A 2,107-nucleotide genomic window follows, 5' to 3' on the forward strand; every position below is an offset into this window, starting at 1 on the left:
TGTGTGGGCTGCTGTGGAGCGTGAACGATTGACGATATTGTACGATGCTTTTGCCAAGCGTCTCGCAAGCTGGCTGCTAGCTCAGCACCGATATCGAGAAGCGGCGCACATTGCCAGAAAAATGGTATCCCGCAATGAATTTGAAGAAGAGTCCAATCTGCTGCTCCTGAATATCGTAGGGGCTATGGGGGACCGTCAGTCCCTTCATCACTATTATGAACGCTATACGCAATTGCTGCTTCAAGAACTTGGCCTGCAACCTTCGCCGCTCATTCAAGGGCTATATGAACAATATCAGTGATCTCCTCGGTTTAATATTGCTTTATATAAAAAACTGGCGTCGGTTGAGTACCGACGTCAGCTTGCAGCTGCTGATGATCTTTTTCATTTTCAATGTTAGCTAAATCGGAGCTTAGCTCTTCGGGAATGCAACTTTAATCGCAACCCGCTTATCTGTTTCGAAGGTAGTCTCGAAATTTGCGGTGATGATAGATTTGGCATACTTATCTGAGGAGTAGTCTGAAACAACCATCGGGATCGGATCCATCCCGGTCGGCATCCATCTGGCGGTTATCTCGTACTTGGCAATCGGCACAGTTTGGAGACCCGCCCCATCTATTGAAAAGACACTCATTCCCTTAATCGTCTTACCTTCGCTGCCATCAATTAAGCGGGAGACAGGGGTCAGCGTCAATTCAACTTCATCAAGGGAAAACTTGGGCCAATTTTCATTCTCCGGATAGTCCCATATATTAATAATCACCTTGCCGCTAATATCATCCCAGACAAAATCCCSTACGGCTCCCTTATTCGCCCCAAACGGCCGGTCTGTGACGGAAGTCAGATTAAATGGAATCACCTTTCCTTCCAATTTACGCTCATAATAGCTGATCATCTTCCAAGTGGTATTTATTTGTGGCAGATCGATCTGATAGTACCCATCCGCATCGGTAAACGTCTTCTGGTAGCTTGAACGAATTAATTGGTTTTCTGCTATGATCTCTACATCTTCCAGAGGCTGGCCCTGCTTATCCGTTACGCGGCCTTTTACTACAAAAGGCTCGACAGTTTGTTCGGTGGGAGTAGTCGACGGATTCGTACTGGGACTTGAATTAGTTTGAATCGTTGCAACTAGCTGCACAGAGTCATAAGCGACCTGAGCGCCAAGAGATTCAGATACGAACCGAAGCGGGACGAAGGTAGACGAATTAATAAGCATCGGAGGCACATCGAGCGTCACAGACGTAGTATTCACTTGTGCGGTTACGTCATTGATTCGAAGCTTAATGATGGTGGAGCCTTTCGTTGCAGTAACTGATTGGGTTTCCTGCTCCAACTTGACCTCAGCATTCAGTTTTTCGAAGATCGCCCGCAATGGTACCAATGTTCGGCCGTCTACCAAGTAGGCTTCGACATCAAGCTTTTTGCTGTCAAATTCAATGCTGATCTTTGTATAATCGTTTTCTGCGAATGCAGAAAAGCTCATGGATCCGGATAACAAGACCACGATAAGTAAAACCAGTATCGTTCTCAAAGACATTCTCCTTCCGTTGATCGATTTACGGTTAAGCTGCCGCTCAATGGTACGAAGCTTAACTTAATTCGATTTTAGCAAAGCTGACTTTCATAAGAGTCTAACTATAGTTATAACCTCGGTTATATCTTTTTGATCTCAGAGCATGTACGAGAAAGAGCTGCTTCAACTGGAAAGCAGCTCTTTCTCTAATGAAGCGTCTCATTTGACGCTGTCGATTCATTGTGGACAAGAGGAGTGGAAAGTGAAAAAGAGGACCCCGGCGAGTTTTGGCTTGAACCTCCATACCGCAAAGTCCCTTATACAATCCGAGGAGGTTCAAACAAGATGTYTGAGCACCCGGGGTCCCCGCAAAGTACTCGGAATATGCTCCGAAGCTTATCTTCACTTTGTGGGGTATAGCGTAGGGGTCCTTTTTCACTTGGAACGGCCGTTTTGCTTCAACGCTTGATTATATAGAAAAGTAAATTTAAGATCAATTTATACTTATCGATTCAAAAGAGCCTTTAATGCTTCTTGTCGAAAGTAAATTATTACAGATAGCAGGTGAGAATGTTGGATAGAACTACACAC

The 2,107-nt window shown here is 45.0% G+C and carries 2 protein-coding genes; one reads left to right on the forward strand and one right to left on the reverse strand.

Features of this window, described 5'->3' with window-relative positions; genetic code table 11:
- A partial coding sequence (locus AC1DWB_RS34000; protein ID WP_477545494.1) for a bacterial transcriptional activator domain-containing protein occupies positions 1–301 on the forward strand: 301 nt, incomplete at its 5' end.
- 111 nt (positions 302–412) lie between these two features.
- Here the strand turns inward: AC1DWB_RS34000 and AC1DWB_RS34005 are convergent.
- Entirely contained in the window at positions 413–1,534 is a 1,122-nt protein-coding gene (locus AC1DWB_RS34005; protein ID WP_477545495.1) for a stalk domain-containing protein, read from the reverse strand.
- Positions 1,535–2,107 lie beyond the last annotated feature (573 nt).

It is taken from the genome of Paenibacillus sp. P4_E11 (assembly GCF_056401635.1).